We start from the raw sequence: 16,284 nt of genomic DNA, 5'->3' as shown, positions 1-16,284 counted from the left end.
TCCCGTGCTCGGCGAACATCCGTCCCAGGTCGGTCAGAGCGTGAACATGCTTCGTGTCGGCAGCGGTCCGCCACAACCGCTCGGCGTCTTGGAAACATCCCAGTTTCCGGCGTCGACGACTCGACGGCACGTCTGCGCAGGCTCACGGGATCCTCGCCGCCGGTACCCCGGCGGGTCTCGGCGGCGCGCGATGCGTGGGTGTGGGAAGTCGCGAGGTGGATGATGAGTCCCGGCCTTGACGCCGGCCTTCGACATCTCGGCCGTGGCCCCGGAGCACATTCGCGGCGCCGTCGGGTCCCTCGGTGAGCTCGCGTCGTCGGCACGTCCACCGGGTGCGTATGGCGGGTGACGCGGTCGGGTCTACTCGTCGTCTCGTGGCGCGCGGACGAGATGGACGATGCCGGCGGGGTTGGTGATCCAGTGTGCGTCCGTGTCGGGGGCGAAGGCCTCGAGTTCGTCCTGGGTGTGGATGCCGCGTTCGGCAAGGTGTCGACGTGCGAGGGGAACGTCGTCGGTGAACAGTTCGAGCCACAGGTCGGCGCGGGCGAGGTTGTCGACCTGGTCGAGCCACAGTTTGACGGGGCCCAGTCGCACGGAGGCGCATCGCGAGACGACGCCGTCGATGCCGGTGCCGGTCTCCTCCACGACGTCCATGCCGAGTGTGTCGCGGTAGAACGCGACGGTCTCCTCGAAGCGGGCCTTGGGGAGTTTCATGGCGACGTTCGCGCCACCGCGGAATGTGGGGGTCACGGGTTGGTCTCCGATCGGCGGTTGAGGTGGTCTTCGAGTGCGCCCAGTCGGTTGTCCCAGTCCTGGGCGAGGGCCGCGAGGAATGCCTGGGCGACGCGTACGGGTTGGGCGTTGGGGTGGAACCGGACGCGTCGTCGTTCGCCGGTCTCGGGGCGGACCAGGCCGGCGTCGCCGAGGAGTGTCAGGTGTTTGGCGATGGCCTGGCGACTGATGGGCAGGCGGTCGGCGAGGTCGGTGGCGGTGGCGGGTCCGCGGCGGGCGAGTTCGGCGAGGATGTGGCGCCGGGTGGGGTCGGCCAATGCGGTGAACACGTCCGCCGCGATGGTCTCGGCGTCGGGTTGGGATGCGGTCATGGCTCAGGCGGACGTGTCGAGGAATTCGACGAGTTCGGCGAGTTCGGTGCGCCAGCCCTCGACGTTGCCCGTGTAGGCCGTCACGGGGTCGTCGCCGGCCCCGAGTTGCGCGAATCCCGTCTCGACGACGGTCAGACGGGTGCCGGTCCCGATCGGGTCGAGAGTGAACTCGACGTAGGTTCGCCGCGGGTCGTCGGCGGGCAGTCCCTCGATCGCCCAGGTGTAGCCGAACCGATGTACGGGTTCGACGATCTGGATCCACAACGTGGAGCGGCCGATTCCGTCCCAGTGCACGTGTGCCTCGCCGCCCGGGCGCAGGTCGATGTCGGCGTTGTCGCCGAACCAGCCGCCGAGCCCTTCCGCCGTGGTCAGGGCTTCCCAGACCTTCTCGGGGGGATGAGCGAGGTCGAGCACGCGCTCGATTCGATCGGGGATGGTCACGAGCCCCTCCTGGATGGCAATCGTCGGGTTGCCATAAATATATAGCAACGCTTGGGTTGCGACAAGCGTGGACGACACGATCGCCCGCCGCCCGCCGCTCGCCTGACACGGACGGCGGCCGGGCACCCCGGGACCGGACGGGCCGTCGCCCCGATCGTCGCGCCGAGGGCGCCACCCGGCGAGTCGGGTCGACTCGGAATCGACACCCGGACTGCGGCCCCGCGCAGGTCGGGCGTCGACGGCGATCCGTTCGGAGAGTTCGAGGTCCACCAGCCCGTTGACGAGGCTCCGCTGGGAGGTTCCGGCAAGAGTGCCGCAACCACCCGGGAGAGCATCGTGGCGGCGTGTCAGGTCTTGGAACCGCCCAGTGGTTGCGTGACTGCGGATGAAGCGTCATCGCGCTCGTGGCACACTCGTCCGCCGCCGGTTACTCGACGGTTGATTACCGGCGCGGCACGAGCCCACCAAGGGCACCGGCGGGTGGGCGTTGTCGGCGACGGGCTTGAGAACCTCCCGGCCGGCCATGGTGGCCATCGCGGCGGGATCCGAGGCCTTGACTGGCGTACGCGTCGCCCTCTGCGCGGACGGGGACGTTGCAGGGCAGTAGCAGGCGATGAAGCGGTCCGCCTCGATCGCCCGGTGAGCCAGGGGGGCTCGCGGGCGCCGAGGACCAGGTAGGTCCCCACGTCGTGGCCGATTGTCTCCCTCCGCGTGGCCTGCGCGTCGATCTCGGTCAGGATGCCGAAGCCCTACTTGGCCAGGGCCTCGCGTACGCCCCTCACGGTCTCCTCGAAGTCGCCGTCCACGTGCACGGTGCGGCTGTGGGTCATCGTCATCACCTCTTCCTCGTCTGCTGGTCCCGCTGGGCGCGGAAGCCGCCGGATACCCGTCCGGGCACGGCGACCGACCCACGGAATATACCCCCGGGGGTACGGGTGTTACAGTGGAAATTGATACCCCCTGGGGTAATTTTCAGTGCGAAAGGAGCATCCGCGTGTTCTTCGTTGACACCATCGAGCTGGAAGGTCTCGGCAACCGCAGCTACCTGGCCGGCGGTGAGGACGCGGCGGTGGCGGTGGACCCGCCACGTGACATCGACCAGGTCCTGGCGGCAGCCGCCCTGCGCGGCGTGCGGATCTCGCATGTGGTGGAGACCCACATACACAACGACTACGTCAGCGGTGGCCTGGAACTCGCCCGGATCACCGGCGCCCGGTACCTCGTACCGGCCGGTGCGAACGTCCCGTTCGCGCGGGTGGCTGTCGCCGACGGCGACACCGTGGAGATCGACACGGGCAGCCGGGTGACGCTGGTGGCGATCGCGACCCCCGGCCACACCCCGCACCACACCTCCTACGCGCTGCGCGAGGCGGGGCGCCCGGTGGTCGTCTTCACCGGCGGGTCGCTGCTGATCGGCACGGTGGGCCGGCCGGACCTGGTCGAGCCGCGCCTGACCGAAGCGCTCGCCCGCGCCCAGCACGCCTCCGCTCACCGTCTTGCCGTCGGCCTTCCGGACGACACCGCGGTGCTGCCCACGCACGGCTTCGGCAGCTTCTGCTCCTCGGCCCAGTCCGAGGAGGAGGAAACCACCATCGGCAAGGAGAAGAGCGCCAATGCGGCTCTCACCGTCGATGTGGACACCTTCGTCGCCGACCTGCTGGCCGGGCTGGAGGATGTGCCCGCCTACTACGCGTACATGGGCCCGGCGAATGCCGCAGGCCCGGCGCCGGTGGATCTGACCCCGCCCGCGCTCGCGGACCCCGCCGAGATCGCTACGCGGCTTGCCGCCGGGGAGTGGGTGGTCGACCTGCGCAACCGAGTGGCGTTCGCCGAAGGGCACGTGGCCGGGTCGTTCAATTTCGAGGCCGACGGCAAGATCGCCACCTATCTCGCCTGGATGATCCCCTGGGGCAAGCCGGTCACCCTGCTCGCCGAATCGGCCCAGCAGCTCGCCGACGCCCAGCGTGAGCTGGTGCGGGTGGGTATCGACCGGCCGGCCGCCGCTGCCACCGGTGGCCCCGCCGTCTGGCTGCCCGCCGGTGAGGAACCCGTCTCCTTCCCGCGCTCCACGTTCGCCGGACTCGCCGACCGCGGCATCGACGACGTGGTCGTCCTGGATGTGCGCCGCGACTCCGAGCGGGCGAACGGCTGGATCGAGGGATCGGTGCACATCCCCATCCACGAACTCCGCGGCCGCCTCGCCGAGGTACCGAAGGGAGAAGTGTGGGTGCACTGCGCCGGCGGCATGCGCGCCGCGATCGCCGCATCCCTGCTGGACGCGGCAGGCCGGAATGTCGTCGCCGTCGACGACGGCTTCGACGCCGCCACCAACGCCGGCCTGCCCCTGACCACCGGCTGACACCCACCCCCAGCACCGCACGAGAAAGGGGAGAACGTCATGTTCCCCTTCCGCCGCAACCAGCGCCGCGTCAGCGCGGAACAGGCCCGCAGCCGCACCAGTGGCCTGGCCCCCGACGCGATCCTGCTCGACGTCCGCGAAAGGCCGGAGTGGAACGCCGGCCACGCCCCGGGCGCCGTGCACGCCCCGCTGTCGCAGCTCGTCGCCGGCGGCGAGCTGCCGCCCGGAGCATCGGGCCGGCCACTGGTGGCCATCTGCCGCAGCGGACGCCGCTCCCAGCAGGCGGCCGAACTCCTTATCCGGCGCGGAGAGCGAGCGGTGGACGTCAAGGGCGGCATGAACGCGTGGGTCGCCCGCGGATACCCGGTCAGCGACGAACGCGGGAACAGCGGCCGGATAGCGTGAGTGCCCTCGTTCTCGCCCTCATCGCCGGAGCCGTCATCGGCCTCGCTCTCGGAGCCCTGGGCGGCGGCGGCAGCGTCCTGGCCGTACCCGCGCTGATCTACCTGCTCGGCTTCACCCCGGCGGCGGCCACCACCGCCAGCCTGATCATCGTGGCCGCCACCTCCGCCACCGCCCTGTACGCCCACGCACGCGACGGCCACGTCGCCTGGAAAGCCGGATCACTCTTCGCAGCCGCAGGCATCATCCCCGCCTACCTCGCCGGAGCAGCCTCCAGTCACGTGCCCGAAGCAGCCCTGACCACAGCGTTCGCGGTGATTGCAGCACTGGCGGCCCTGCGCATGCTCCGTCCCTCCCCGTCCGAGCCGGCAAGCCGGACACGGCCCGGCAAGGCAGTCGGGGCAGGCGTCGGTCTCGGCGCGGTAACCGGATTCCTCGGCGTCGGAGGCGGATTTCTCGCCGTCCCAGCCCTGGTGGGCGTGCTCGGGCTGACCATGCGACGGGCGGTGGGCACCAGCTTGCTCGTCATCACCGTCAACTCACTCGCCGCTCTGACAGCCCGCGCGGGAAGTGGCGGCGGCCTCGACTGGGCGCTGATCGGACCCTTCACCGGAGCGGCGATCCTCGGCGCCTGGGACGGCAAACGCCTGAGCGCCAAGGTCTCCGGCAACAGCCTTCAAAAGGTCTTCGCCGGCGTGCTGCTGGCGGTGGCCGCGTTCATGCTCATCGACGTGATCACATGAACACGGCAGCCACCACCGCCGTCAGGCCAGGGACAGGAACAGCTTCTCCAGCCGGGCCCGCATCTGGTCGCGGTCACCGGCCGCCTGCCCGCCCTCGGCCATGCAGTACTGCAGCCCGGTAGCGATGATCGCGAACCCGGCCCGATCCAACGCGCGGGAGACCGCCGCGAGCTGCGTGATCACATCCTCGCAGTCCCGACCCTCCTCAATCATCTTGATGATCCCCCCGATCTGCCCCTGAGCCCGCCGCAGCCGGTTCAGTACCGACTTCAGCTCATCGGCCGCCATCTCAAGCTTCACCATCCACCTCCACCGAGTAGATACCCCTAGGGGTATCATACCGGGTGCGGGCACCCGCCCCGGAACGCCACGGAAGGACCACCCCGCATGAGCATCTCCACCGCCCTCATCCCCGCCCAGGCCGCCGCCCGCCTCGACGAATACACCGTCATCGATGTGCGCACCCCCGGCGAATACGCCGCCGGCCACCTCCCCGGCGCCCACAACATCCCCCTCGACCACCTCCACGCCGCCCTGCCCGCCCTCAAGTCAGCAGCCGCCCGCAGCAACCTCCTCATCGTCTGCGCCTCCGGCAACCGCTACACCACCGCCTGCGCCGAACTCGCCGCAGCCGACATCCCCGCCACCACTCTCACCGGCGGCACCACCGCCTGGGCCGGCGAGGGGCACACCCTCCACCGCCCCGAAAACGCACGGGCCCCCTGGCCCATGGAACGCCAGGTCCGCCTCGCCGCCGGAACTCTCGTCGTCCTCGGCCTCGCCGTTGGCAACCGCTGGCGCCCCGCCCGCTGGCTGTCCGCCGCCATCGGGGGCGGCCTGGTCTTCTCCGCCGCCACCAACACCTGCGGCATGGCCGCCGCCCTCGCCAAACTCCCCCACAACCAGCCCCGCACCACCGACCTCGACGCCGTCATGCGAGCCCTGCAGAACTGACCGACGGATAGACGAACTTGAGGCCAATCACCAACGCCCATACGGGCCGGCCCGGAAGGCGTTCATGTCGCGCACCGTACGAGCCACGATGTACAGGCGCACGGACTCCTGGTTCGCGCGCTACGGGAGCGTTTCCCACGGGCGGGGACAGCCGCTATTTCACCAAGACAAGGGCTCGGTGCTCGCGCCGCGGCAAATCTGCGCCGCCCGGCCGCCGCCCCAGATGGTCGGGGGTGAGCGTGTTGCCGAGCAGGGCGTGGTCGCATCGGCCACGGTCATGATCGTCATCCGATGTCTGGGGTCAGGTCGCCGGTGCCCATCGGGAACCAGACCACGTCGGCCTGAGCCTGTCTCCCGTCAGCGTCAGGGTGAACTCGGCGTCGGCGGATACGGCACCAAGAGGTCGACGGGCACCGAAGTCACTGCCCGATCCTCGACGTTGTCGGGAGCGGAGACCACGAGCAGGAACGCGATCGCCGCCTGGGTGAAGTGCTCCACCGCGTAGGCGCAGGCGGATCCGGTGCGCTCCGGCGTGATCGGGTCCGGCGACCCCGGCCGATCGGACCGCCACAGCACACGTAGCCACAGTCACCCGTCGGTCCGTGCCAGGTCAGCGTGACGGAGCCGTAGCGGGCGATCTGCGGGAGGTTCGGAACGAAGTCGGTGAATCAAGCGGGCTGTCGGCGAGACGCGTCATGTCATCGCCCCTCCTGTGTTTCGCCGGACTGTTGCGTCGGCTTCTGCTTCAGGGTGAGATATCCGCTCCGCGCGTCCGGGGCCTGTGTCGTCAATCGTGCCTCGGCCGTGCCCGCCGCGAGCGTGTAGTGGTCCCATGCCGCGTCCGACGGACCCCGCACGACCGGGGCGCGGCGGGGTCACGAACTGCCAGTCCCCCGCCGCGTCCGGGGTGGGTAGGGTCAGTTGTGGCAGGGCTGCGGTCGCCGACGGCCGGGTGTCGGCGGGCTGCGTGCGGGCCAGGACGGGGCCCAGCGGGACGGCCAGGGTCAGCCGTTGCAGATGCTCCCCGACCGCGGCGGGCGGCACCCGCAGGCGCACCACCGGAAGGATGTCGGTATGCGCCGTGATAAGCACCATGCGGCTCGTCGCCCGCCTCTACATGCAACCCGCCACCCTCACCCGCCCGGCCCTGTCATCGCTCCTGCTGGACCGGGCCTTGATCTTCACTCCGAGGAAGTAGCCCCGAACACGGCAACGACACGCGGCGATCGGGAGTCGGTCAACGCGGCTCCGGACCACCTTCGACGCGTCGTTCCACCAAGGTGACCCGGACGGTCGTGGCCATCTCACCGGTGAGCCGATCGATCTCGACCAACGCCCGGCCGCTGCGCCGTCGCAGGGTGCGGGAGACCTGCCCCAACCCGGCGTCCGGCCGAGCGGCCGCGGTCGCGGTCGCGGAACCGGGTGCGAATCGCGGCATCCTCGGCCCTGATCCGCCGGACGAGTCGGTCCAGTTCGCCGACCCCGTGCGCAGACGGCATGTCGGCGTGCGGGGGGTGGTCGATGTCGACCTGGCCGTCGCTGATGTCCTCCACGCGACCGTCGCGTGGCACCGCCAATACGACACCACCGGCTGCGAACAACCTGCGGCCCGAGTCCTCCCCCGGCGCCGGCCGGACATCCCGAACCACGCCGACATTCGCACCGTCGACTGGGCCCGTGTGGAATCGGTCGACGTCGGTACCGCCGGTTTCAGAGCTCAGTGGGTTGGATCGAGGTGTCCGTTGAGGTGGTCGTAAGCGATGTGGGCGTGCAGGCGGACGCCGGTTTCCAGCGGGGCGTCATCGGCGTAGAAGCGCGGGTTGTGGTTCATGGCCAGGCCGCGACCTCCGGGGACGGGCTCGGGGCGCCCGTGGGCGTCGAGTCGGGCGTCCTGCACGCCGAGGACGACGTAGAGGCCGCCGTAGGTGTTGACGAACTCGGAAATGTCGTCGTAGCCGAGGGTCGGCACGGTCTCGACGACCTTGTCGCCGCCGACGACGCGTAGCAGGGTCGGCAGGGCGGCGTCGATCCAGCGCTTCTCGTTGTGCACCGCCGGGACGTGCTGCAGGTAGTCGATGGCGGCCGTGCAGTCATACGCACGGGCGGTGTTCTCGGCGAGGGTGGTCAGATGGCGCCGGAGGTCGACCATGTCGGATTCGACGGTGCAACGGATGGTGCCCCACAAGGTGACGGTCTCACCGATGATGTTGAAGCGGCCGACATCCTCGATGTGCCCGATGGTGACGGTGACCGGGTCGAACGCGTCGACCCGGCGGTAGAGCTGGCCGATGCCGGTCATGATGGCGGCGGCTGCGGGCATGGGGTCGATGCCCTCCCACGGGGTGGAGCCGTGAACCTGCTTCCCGGTGACGGTGATCTTGATCAGGCAGGACGCGCCGAACTGGTTGCCGACGCGGTAGCCCACACAGCCCTTCGGGTACGGCACGACGTGCATGCCGAAGACCATCGACGGGGTCGGGTCGGCGAACGCGTCCTCGGCCAGCATCCGGCGTGCGCCACCGGTCTCGTCGACGGGCGGGCCTTCCTCGGCGGGCTGGAAGACGAACATCACCGTGCCGTCCAGGTGTTCGCGGACGCCGGCCAGCACGGTGGCGGCACCCATGAGCATCGCGGTGTGACAGTCGTGGCCGCACGCGTGCGAGACCGGGAACGGCCCGCCCGGATAGTCGTTGTCGACGACCTCGGCGACGAAGTCGGCGCCGCACAGGTCCGGCACCGGAAGTGCGTCGATATCGGCGCGCAACGCGACGACCCGCCGTGCCGCCCCCTGCCCGCCCCCTGCCGCGGTACCGCGCAGAATCCCGACGACCCCGTGCCCGGCGATGCCGGTGCGGACCTCGTCCAGACCGAGCGTGCCCAGGTGCTCCGCGATCAACCGGGCCGTGTTCGCCTCGCGATTGGACAGCTCGGGATTGCGATGGAGGTGACGGCGCCAAGCGACCACCCGGTCCGCGACATCCGCCGCTCGATGGTCGAGTTCCGCGTGGATATCGCCGGTGGCCCCGGAGGCAGTGGTCATGGCAGCCGTCCCTCACCTCACTCGTAGGCCACCGCAACCGCAGCCACTGCGTGCGACGCTAGACCGCCCCGGACGCGGCCGCACGTCAAAGAGGCCGACCGGACGATCCGCGGGCAAGACACGCCACTCGCGGTCCTGATCCCACGCGAGCGTCCTCCAAGCCTCGGGATCCGGGCCGTCCCCGAGCTGCCTCACGGTGTCGCCGCCCCCGTCGCACCCCAGGGCCGAAACCCGCAGCCCGATGTGACCTGATCGGGCGGACCGGTCCTCTCCCGGACCTCGCGCAACGGCCGTCGCGCTTTCGTGATCGACGATCTCCTGCTCGAGATCGGGCAGGCGGTCACGGAAGCCGGGTGGTGGATCCGCGTGTACGTCGTGTACGAGTTCAGCGGCCGAAGTGGGAACCGCCGCCGCCGGTTCTTTCCCGAGTCCTTGGGGATCCACGCCTGCGGCGACCGCTTGGCGGAGCCCTCGTGCGGTGTCGATGTCCGGGTCGGGTGCGGAGTCGGCGATGTAGACCCGCGGGTGCGGGCTCAGGCTGTTGCGTGGAGCGAATGCCTTTCGATCCGCGAGGCGACCAGGATGCTCACGCCGGCTGCGTCGTCCTGGGCTCGGAGCAGGCGCAGAACCCGGTCTCGGCCGATTCGCTTGCGGCCACACGTCCGAGCCCCTTCGATCACGGCGCCGGATCCACGGCATGCAGGACCGCACGGTCCTCGTCGCCGGTGAGCAGGAGCGCGGCCGGCGCCGACGCTCCAGGGGATGGCGGCATGGTCGGGCACCGCGACGACGCCGGACGTCGTCCACGCGACGGGATGGTGGTCGCGCGTGCCGTATACACGACCACCGGCGACGGAGCGGGCCACGAAGCCCGGGGTGACCGACGGGCGCCCTGCGGCGAGATCGACGACGACGGGTCCCAAAGCCACGAGGGTATCGCCGTCCGCGCGGATCCAGGCGCTCGTCAGGGACCCGGCGGGGGCGTCGGTGCCGGCGAGTACCCGGCCGGGAGGACGAGTCGTGCAGGGCGAGTGTCTCACTGCCGTCTCCAGGGCCGGACCACACGACGGCGACCGTCCCGTACCCGCTGCCGGCCATACGCAGTATGCGCGCACCGGGGCGCGGAGGCAGCGGAGTCACCACGCGTGTCCGCCCGTCGAAGCCGAGCAACTCCCAGGGTCCGACGGTGCGTCCCGCGAGAACGTGCGCCGCGTCGGCGGCCATCGCAACGGTTCCGGGAGACAACCGAATCGGAACGAGGACATCGCCACGCAGAGCGGCGGCCGATCCGTCGGCCCCGGTCACCAGAGGGAGGGCGCCCGCGTGGCTGACGCGGGCGCCGGGCGCGAGTTCGATGGTGGTGAGCGGACGCGAGGGGTCGCGAAGCGCGCTGTGGGGCCCGCACCACGAGTCGGCCCGCGGTCTCGGCGACGAGCACCGGTGCGGCCGGGTCGCCGGTCGCGTGCAGCACGGTGTTGCCCGCCGGCAGCGGGTCGCCGCCCCCATCGATCCGCCCGTCGTGCGGGTCGAGAAGGGCGACCCGACGGTCCGGTGTGAGGACTGCCGGCATGCCCCCAAGTGCCGCCACGCTCGGCCGACCGGCTGCCGGCGGCGCGATCGACCGCGACCAGGCGGACGTCTGCCGCCGGCCGGCCGGAGCGGTGACCGCGGCGGGATCGGCACGCGGGGTCGTGCTCGGTGAGGACCCTGCGGATTCGTCGTCCGGCCGTGCGAGGACCCCGACGACCGTGATCGTCGTGGCGACCGCGAGAGCGATCGCGGCCGGCGCGACGCGGATGCGGAAGCGGGCCGCACGCCGCCGCGCGCGTACGGCGACAACGCCGTATGACGCTCGGGGGCGGCCATGGCCGGTCGGGTTTTCGCAGCCGGCGGACGAGCACTCGGCCGCGGCCCGCTTCGGCCATGGCCCTCATCGGCCGGGCGAAGGAGCACGCTTCGATGCCGGTGCCGTGACCGCCTCGGCGAACGCGGTGTCGAATCAACCGTTGTCGGCCTTCACGCACCCTGACCCGCGATCCGCAGGAGAACCCCGCAGAGACCGGACGTCCGCCGTGCTGCCGAACGCGCGACGACACCCGCTACATCGCTCCAACGGCAACCATGTCCGTCCCGAGCGGCGAGACCGTCCCCACCATCCTGCACCACTGATTCACTCCAACGGGGGAATCGGGGCGATACCCGCGTGTGCGGAGGAGTCCTGGCGCGATGGTGGATGGGAAGACGATGTCCGCGTCCGATCTCCGGCTCGATTCGGATCCGGGTTCGCTCGTCTCCGGGTTCCGGTTCGACAGGCGGCCTGGTTCGTCGTCCTCATCATTCAGAAACACGGCTCTTCTCAGGGGGACTCATGGTCGGCGTCGTGCGTCGGGACATCCACGCGGAGGGTGTGGGAGGGGGTGTCGGTCTGACCGCACTGATGGTGGCCGCGGCACGGGCGATCGAGACCCACCGCCACGACAGCCTGGCGCGGGACGTCTACGCGGAGCACTTCGTGCTCGCGGCCCCGGCGTCCGCCGGATGGCCGGTGCGCATGGAGCAGGTCCCGGACGGGGACAAGAACCCTTTGTGGGGGCGCTTCGCGCGCTACTTCGGTCTGCGAACGCGGGTTCTGGACGACTTCCTCCTTCGGTCGGTGCGTGCCGGCGTGCGCCAAGTGGTCCTGCTCGGGGCGGGCTTGGATGCTCGTGCGTTTCGACTCGAGTGGCCGTCCGACTGTGTGATCTTCGAGATCGACCAGGAGGGTGTACTGGCGTTCAAGCACGATGTGCTCGGCGGTCTGTCCGCCGTGCCGAAGTCGGCCCGTGTGCCGATTCCGATCGATCTGCGCGGCGACTGGGTCGGTGCGTTGACCGATGCCGGATTCGAACCGGCCGCTCCCAGTGTCTGGTTGGCCGAGGGGCTGTTGTTCTACCTGCCCCGCGTCACCGAGACGTATCTGATCGACGCTGTGGATCGATTGAGTATCGGAGGCAGCGCTCTCGCGTTCGAGGTCAAGCTGGAAAAGGATCTGTGGGAGTACCGGGACAGTCCGATCTACACCTCGACGAAGCACCAGATCGGCATCGACCTGCTCGACTTGTTCGCCCGCGACTCGCGACCCGATTCCGCGGGCGAGTTGGCCGGCAAGGGCTGGTCCACCTCGATCCACACCCCGTTCGAATTCACCCGTCGGCACGGGCGCGGTCCGCTGCCCGAACACAACGACGCGCTGGCGGGCAACCGCTGGGTTTTCGCGAACAAGCCCGCGGGATGATCTGCTTGTCCGTCGTTGTCCGACCGGCCCGGCTCACTCCTCGCGCCCTACGGGATCAGGACGGGTTTCACCACCAGGCCCGCGTCGCAGTCCCGTTCGGCGTGGTTGATGTCGGCCAGCGGGTAGGTGCGGATCAACCGGTCGAAGGGGAAAAGCCCGGCCCGCCACAGTGCCGTCAGTCGAGGAATCAGCAGCGCGGGGACCGCATCGCCTTCGCAGATGTGGAAGATCCCGCGGCCTCGGTCGAGTGATCCCGGTTCGAGCGACAACGCGGTGTGTAGGCGGGCCACCAGGCCGAGCCTGCCGGTGGGGCGCAGGGCCCCCAGCGCGTCGTTGATCAGCTGCCCGGAGCCCGTGGTATCCAACGCGTAGCGTGCGCCTCCGTCGGTCAGTCCTCGGATGCGGTCGGGCAGGCCGGTTGTCGAGGCCGGCAACGCGAGCGCGCCGAATCGTTCGGCGAGTTCCAGCCGTTCGCGATGACGATCGACCGCCACGACGAAGGCCCCGGCGGCGTGGGCCGCCATCGTCGCGGCCAGGCCCACCGCTCCCGCACCGAAGACCGCGAGGGTGTCGCCGAGGCCGATCCCGAACGAGTTGAGCACCACGCCGGCACCGGTGAGGAATCCACATCCGAGCGGTCCGAGCAGTTCGACGGGCAGGGCGGGGTCGACTCTGACCGCGTTTCGAGCCGAGACCATCGCATATTGGGCGAACGCGGACTGGCCGAACCACTGCGGCGCCAGTCGGTCCCCTGCCGTGTCGGTGAAGCGTGCCGGGGTCTGTGGTCGTGCGCCATAGAGGTTGAGCGGGGCGAAGGAGTCGCAGTAGGCCGGGGATGCACCCAGGCAACTCCGGCAGTGTCCGCAGGAGTCGAAGCTCAGTACAACATGGTCGCCGACGTTCAACCCGGTATCCGGGCCCCCCGTCTCGACCACGACCCCCGCCCCTTCGTGACCGAGCACCGCCGGGAGCGGTGAGCGGCCCGCGGAGTGCCGCACCGCGAGATCGGTCCGGCACATCCCACACCCCGCGATCTCGACCAACACCTCGGCGGGCCCCGGGCCGCCGTCCAGGTTCACCGTCTCGATGGCGAACCGGCCCTCGTAGGAGCGCAGTACCGCGGCGTCGAACCTCACGGACGCTCCCTCCGCGGTGGATTCCCGTCCTGCCGGCGTCCGTCCGGATCCCGGCCCTGTCGTTCCTCGGCCGCTGGTTCCCTCTCCGGCGCGGGCCTGTGCACCACGAACGGTCTGAGGTTCCCATACAGCCCCCAGGGCCCGCCCGCGACGCCGACGCCGCTGTCCTTCGTCCCCGCAAAGGGTTGCGCGAGGGACAACTCGGCGTGGTGATTGATCCACGCCGTCCCGCACTCCAGTCGCTCTGCCACAGCCTCCGCCCGGTCGAGGTCGGTGCTCCACACCGAGCCGCCGAGCCCGAAGCCGGTGCCGTTGGCCGCCGCCACGGCCTCGTCGAGGTTGTCGTACGGCAACACCGGCAGGACCGGTCCGAACTGTTCCTCCACCACCACCGGGCTGTCCGGCGGGACATCGGCCAAAATGGTCGGAGCGAAGAAGTAGCCAGGCCGGTCGAGGCGCCGACCGCCCGCCGCCGCTCTCGCGCCATCACCCAGCGCCCGCGCCGTGTACCGCTCCACCCGTGCCAGTTGGGGAAGGTTGTTGAGCGGCCCCATCTGCGTACCCGGGTCGAGCCCGGCGCCGACCACCACCGCCCTCGCGCGATCCACGAGGGCCTCCACCACCCGCGCGTACAGTCGGGCCGGAGCGTACACCCGCTTGATCGCCATGCAGACCTGCCCGCAATTGCGAAACGCGGCCCAGAACAGGCGATCCGCGATGTCGTCCACGTCCACGTCGTCGAGCAGCACGGCGGCGTCGTTGCCGCCCAACTCCAGGGTCACGCGCGCCAGCGAGGCGCCCGCGCCGCGCGCGACGGCCCGTCCGCCGGCAACCGAACCGGTGAACGTGACGTGCCGGATTCCCCGATGGGCCGCGAGGCACGCGCCGAGCGGTTCTCGCCCCGTGACGACCGTCAGGACGTGCTCAGGCAGGGCGGTGGAGACGACGGATCCCAGCAGTTGCGTGGCCAGGGGGGTGAACGGGGAGGGTTTGAGCACCACCGTGTTGCCCGCGGCGAGTGCGGGCGCGAACTTCGCCGACGCGAGTTGGAGGGGAAAGTTCCACGGGACGATCGCGGCCACCGGCCCCAGCGAGCGCCAGCGGATCTCGCCGCGCACCGGCCGGTCGTCGACGATCGGCTGCCTGCCCGGATCCAGCGCGGCGAAATAGCGCAGACGTGCCACCGTGCGGGTGACCTCCGCGTGCGACTCGGCCAGCGGCTTGCCCTGTTCCCGCGTCAGCAGCGGAGCGAGGTCGCCCGCGGCCGCCGCCACCGCGTCGGCCGCGGCGAGCAGCGCGACGCCCCGTGCGGCAGAGTCGGCTCGCCATGCGTGCCAGGCATGGTGGGCCCGGTCGACGACGGCGTCCAGTTCCCGCGACCGCCGGTCGCGGGCCTTCTCGAAGGGTTCACCCGTTGCCGGGTCCACGACGGGGAAGCGCCCGTTGCCGCGCTCGGACACCTCGTGTGGAACCTCGATCGCCACCACGGCCCTCAGGCCGCGCCCGCGGCGGCATGCGCGCGGGCCTGCCGGTCCATCTCCGCCCGGAAGTCGGCCACCAACCGTGCGTCGATCCGCCCCCTGGTACGGTCGCCGCCCACACACACCGCGCCGCGCACACCCACGATGTCCGTGCCCATGGCGGTCAGTTCGCCGACATCGCCGACCTTGATGCTGCCCGCGAGGGCGGCGAGCAGATCGGCCTCGTGGGCCAACCGTACGAACTCGGCACAGACATCGGGCGGAACGTGGTCGAACAGCCGTGTCCCGTCCTTGATCGCGGTGTCGAGCATGGCCGCGTCGGAGCCGGAGCGATGGGCGATGTCGGGGAGCGCGAGCGGATTCACGCACCCGACCCGGTGAGCGTCGGCATAGCCGGAGGCGACGACGAACGCGTCCGGCCGGTGGTCCTTCACGGCCCGAACAACCCCACGCATGACCTCGACGGCCTGTTCGGGCGTCGTACATCCGTGGAGACCGACCTTGATGTAGGTCGCTCCGGAGACAACCGCACCCAGCGCTGCCTGGGCCACCGTGCCCGGCTTGTACGGGACATCACCAACCGTGGCGGATACCGGCTTGTCCGCCGGAACCACTTCACGGATCTCCCGAATCACCCATGGGAAATTCGCGCCGAGCGAGCCTTCGTCGGGCTTCTTGACGTCGACGATGTCGAGATGTGCCGCCGCCCTCGCACAATCAAGGGCCTCCTCGACACTGTCGGGGGAGATGAGAAGCAACAACGCGGACTCCTTCCACCTCGCGCGCCCGCCATGAGCCGGTGCGCAAAGTCGCCTGGGCCACTTACGGTTCGCTCATCATCACCACGATCCGACGGCTCCGGTAGGGCGCACGAAGCGCGAAGGGATCGCCACACCGGTGCGCGCCGCCATACACGCCACGCCCCATACGCGCCACCCGCGCGGGCGCGTACAAACCCCGGACGAACGCCCCGCGTTCGGACCATGCGGTCAGCGGATGCGAACAGCGAACCCGACCCCGCCACCGGACCGCGTCGGTCTCGCGCACACGTACTCGTGCGGCGACGGCGGTCGACGCGTTTTCGCAGGTGCGCTTCGTCAAGCGCGTGCGACCATCGACTTCGCCCTCGCCCAGCCCCGACGACCCCTCTCCGCCCGACAGGCAGCCGCGGCGGGGAGGGGTCGAGGGCAAGCGAAAGCGGATCAGGCCTTGCCGGGCACCGCCAGGATGCACAGCAGCGAGCAGGCCACCGCCTCAGCTTGACTCTGTCGGTGATCTTGGTGTTTCCCGGCGCGCGAGCATGATCGGCGGGCATGCTCGGGGCTGTTTCGAAGGCCGATCAGCAACCGAG

14 protein-coding genes and 1 pseudogene are annotated in these 16,284 nt (G+C 70.4%); 5 read left to right on the top strand and 10 right to left on the bottom strand.

Annotated features, from left to right (window positions below; translation table 11 throughout):
* Positions 1-360: 360 nt before the first annotated feature.
* Genes ACZ4FV_RS31575 through ACZ4FV_RS31565 form a run of 3 tightly spaced genes read right to left on the bottom strand, consistent with a single transcriptional unit; the run spans position 361 to position 1,544 of the window.
* Positions 361-750 carry a VOC family protein gene (locus ACZ4FV_RS31575; protein ID WP_465323842.1) on the bottom strand — a complete coding sequence of 130 codons (390 nt, stop codon included), beginning with the start codon at positions 748-750 and terminating at the stop codon, positions 361-363.
* Positions 747-1,103 (bottom strand): ArsR/SmtB family transcription factor, encoded by a 357-nt coding sequence (locus ACZ4FV_RS31570; RefSeq protein ID WP_465323841.1) that lies wholly within the window; start codon positions 1,101-1,103, stop codon positions 747-749. Before ACZ4FV_RS31570 ends, ACZ4FV_RS31575 begins: the two co-directional genes overlap by 4 nt.
* A 3-nt stretch (positions 1,104-1,106) precedes the next feature.
* Positions 1,107-1,544, bottom strand: a complete 438-nt coding sequence (locus ACZ4FV_RS31565; RefSeq protein ID WP_465323840.1) for an SRPBCC domain-containing protein — start codon at positions 1,542-1,544, stop codon at positions 1,107-1,109.
* Between the two features lie 994 nt (positions 1,545-2,538).
* Between ACZ4FV_RS31565 and ACZ4FV_RS31560 the strand changes: the two genes are divergently transcribed.
* The 3 genes from ACZ4FV_RS31560 to ACZ4FV_RS31550 are packed head-to-tail and all read left to right on the top strand — an operon-like array spanning position 2,539 to position 5,048.
* Positions 2,539-3,903 carry an MBL fold metallo-hydrolase gene (locus ACZ4FV_RS31560; RefSeq protein WP_465323839.1) on the top strand — a complete coding sequence of 455 codons (1,365 nt, stop codon included), beginning with the start codon at positions 2,539-2,541 and terminating at the stop codon, positions 3,901-3,903.
* Between the two features lie 39 nt (positions 3,904-3,942).
* On the top strand, positions 3,943-4,308 hold the full coding sequence (locus ACZ4FV_RS31555; RefSeq protein ID WP_465323838.1) for a rhodanese-like domain-containing protein: 366 nt from the start codon (positions 3,943-3,945) through the stop codon (positions 4,306-4,308).
* Complete coding sequence (locus tag ACZ4FV_RS31550) at positions 4,305-5,048, top strand: sulfite exporter TauE/SafE family protein (RefSeq protein WP_465323837.1); 744 nt, start codon at positions 4,305-4,307, stop codon at positions 5,046-5,048. Before ACZ4FV_RS31555 ends, ACZ4FV_RS31550 begins: the two co-directional genes overlap by 4 nt.
* A 21-nt stretch (positions 5,049-5,069) precedes the next feature.
* Here the strand turns inward: ACZ4FV_RS31550 and ACZ4FV_RS31545 are convergent, their stop codons facing one another.
* Complete coding sequence (locus tag ACZ4FV_RS31545) at positions 5,070-5,348, bottom strand: metal-sensitive transcriptional regulator (protein ID WP_395873617.1); 279 nt, start codon at positions 5,346-5,348, stop codon at positions 5,070-5,072.
* 87 nt (positions 5,349-5,435) lie between these two features.
* Here ACZ4FV_RS31545 and ACZ4FV_RS31540 point away from each other — a divergent pair, with 87 nt between their 5' ends.
* A complete protein-coding gene (locus tag ACZ4FV_RS31540) occupies positions 5,436-6,002 on the top strand; it encodes a rhodanese-like domain-containing protein (protein ID WP_465323836.1) in 567 nt (188 codons plus the stop codon).
* A gap of 363 nt (positions 6,003-6,365) precedes the next feature.
* On the opposite strand, the gene ACZ4FV_RS31535 is transcribed toward ACZ4FV_RS31540, so the two are convergent.
* The 3 genes and pseudogenes from ACZ4FV_RS31535 to ACZ4FV_RS31525 all read right to left on the bottom strand — a co-directional run bounded on the left by ACZ4FV_RS31535 (position 6,366) and on the right by ACZ4FV_RS31525 (position 9,042).
* Positions 6,366-6,578 carry a hypothetical protein gene (locus tag ACZ4FV_RS31535; protein WP_395873552.1) on the bottom strand — a complete coding sequence of 71 codons (213 nt, stop codon included), beginning with the start codon at positions 6,576-6,578 and terminating at the stop codon, positions 6,366-6,368.
* 700 nt (positions 6,579-7,278) lie between these two features.
* Positions 7,279-7,534, bottom strand: a pseudogene (locus ACZ4FV_RS31530) (ISNCY family transposase); the annotation flags it as partial.
* 185 nt (positions 7,535-7,719) lie between these two features.
* Positions 7,720-9,042 carry a M20 metallopeptidase family protein gene (locus ACZ4FV_RS31525; protein WP_465323835.1) on the bottom strand — a complete coding sequence of 441 codons (1,323 nt, stop codon included), beginning with the start codon at positions 9,040-9,042 and terminating at the stop codon, positions 7,720-7,722.
* A gap of 2,368 nt (positions 9,043-11,410) precedes the next feature.
* On the opposite strand from ACZ4FV_RS31525, the gene ACZ4FV_RS31520 reads away from it, so the two are divergent.
* Positions 11,411-12,316 carry a class I SAM-dependent methyltransferase gene (locus ACZ4FV_RS31520; RefSeq protein WP_395873554.1) on the top strand — a complete coding sequence of 302 codons (906 nt, stop codon included), beginning with the start codon at positions 11,411-11,413 and terminating at the stop codon, positions 12,314-12,316.
* 47 nt (positions 12,317-12,363) lie between these two features.
* Here the strand turns inward: ACZ4FV_RS31520 and ACZ4FV_RS31515 are convergent, their stop codons facing one another.
* The 3 genes from ACZ4FV_RS31515 to ACZ4FV_RS31505 are packed head-to-tail and all read right to left on the bottom strand — an operon-like array spanning position 12,364 to position 15,694.
* A complete protein-coding gene (locus tag ACZ4FV_RS31515; RefSeq protein WP_395873555.1) occupies positions 12,364-13,452 on the bottom strand; it encodes an NAD(P)-dependent alcohol dehydrogenase in 1,089 nt (362 codons plus the stop codon).
* A complete protein-coding gene (locus ACZ4FV_RS31510) occupies positions 13,449-14,936 on the bottom strand; it encodes an aldehyde dehydrogenase family protein (protein ID WP_395873618.1) in 1,488 nt (495 codons plus the stop codon). Before ACZ4FV_RS31510 ends, ACZ4FV_RS31515 begins: the two co-directional genes overlap by 4 nt.
* 8 nt (positions 14,937-14,944) lie before the next feature.
* Entirely contained in the window at positions 14,945-15,694 is a 750-nt protein-coding gene (locus tag ACZ4FV_RS31505; protein ID WP_395873556.1) for a (5-formylfuran-3-yl)methyl phosphate synthase, read from the bottom strand.
* Positions 15,695-16,284: the final 590 nt, after the last annotated feature.

The sequence above is a fragment of the Embleya sp. NPDC025285 genome (genome assembly GCF_055558835.1).
This window is presented reverse-complemented; position numbering and strand designations above follow the sequence as displayed.